Here is a 329-nt window from a genome sequence, read left to right on the forward strand (position 1 = left end):
CAGCAGCTCCCTGATTTCCATTTCCACAAGCTCCAATAGCTCCGGATCGTCTACCTGGTCTGTTTTATTCATATATACGATGATGTACGGCACACCTACCTGCCTTGCAAGAAGGATATGCTCGCGCGTCTGCGGCATCGGGCCGTCTGCCGCCGATACCACCAGGATCGCTCCGTCCATCTGCGCCGCTCCCGTGATCATGTTCTTTACATAGTCCGCGTGTCCCGGGCAGTCTACGTGCGCGTAATGGCGCGTATCTGTCTCGTACTCCACGTGCGCTGTATTGATCGTGATTCCACGCTCTTTTTCTTCCGGCGCTTTGTCGATTT

General features: G+C 54.7%; 1 protein-coding gene. It reads right to left on the reverse strand.

Going from position 1 to position 329, the window contains the following annotated elements:
- Positions 1-329: GTP-binding protein (locus tag CHK_RS00005; RefSeq protein ID WP_046441751.1), on the reverse strand; the 329-nt coding region annotated here is incomplete at both ends.

Origin of the sequence: Christensenella hongkongensis (assembly GCF_000981035.1) — a bacterium.
Classification (GTDB): domain Bacteria; phylum Bacillota; class Clostridia; order Christensenellales; family Christensenellaceae; genus Christensenella; species Christensenella hongkongensis.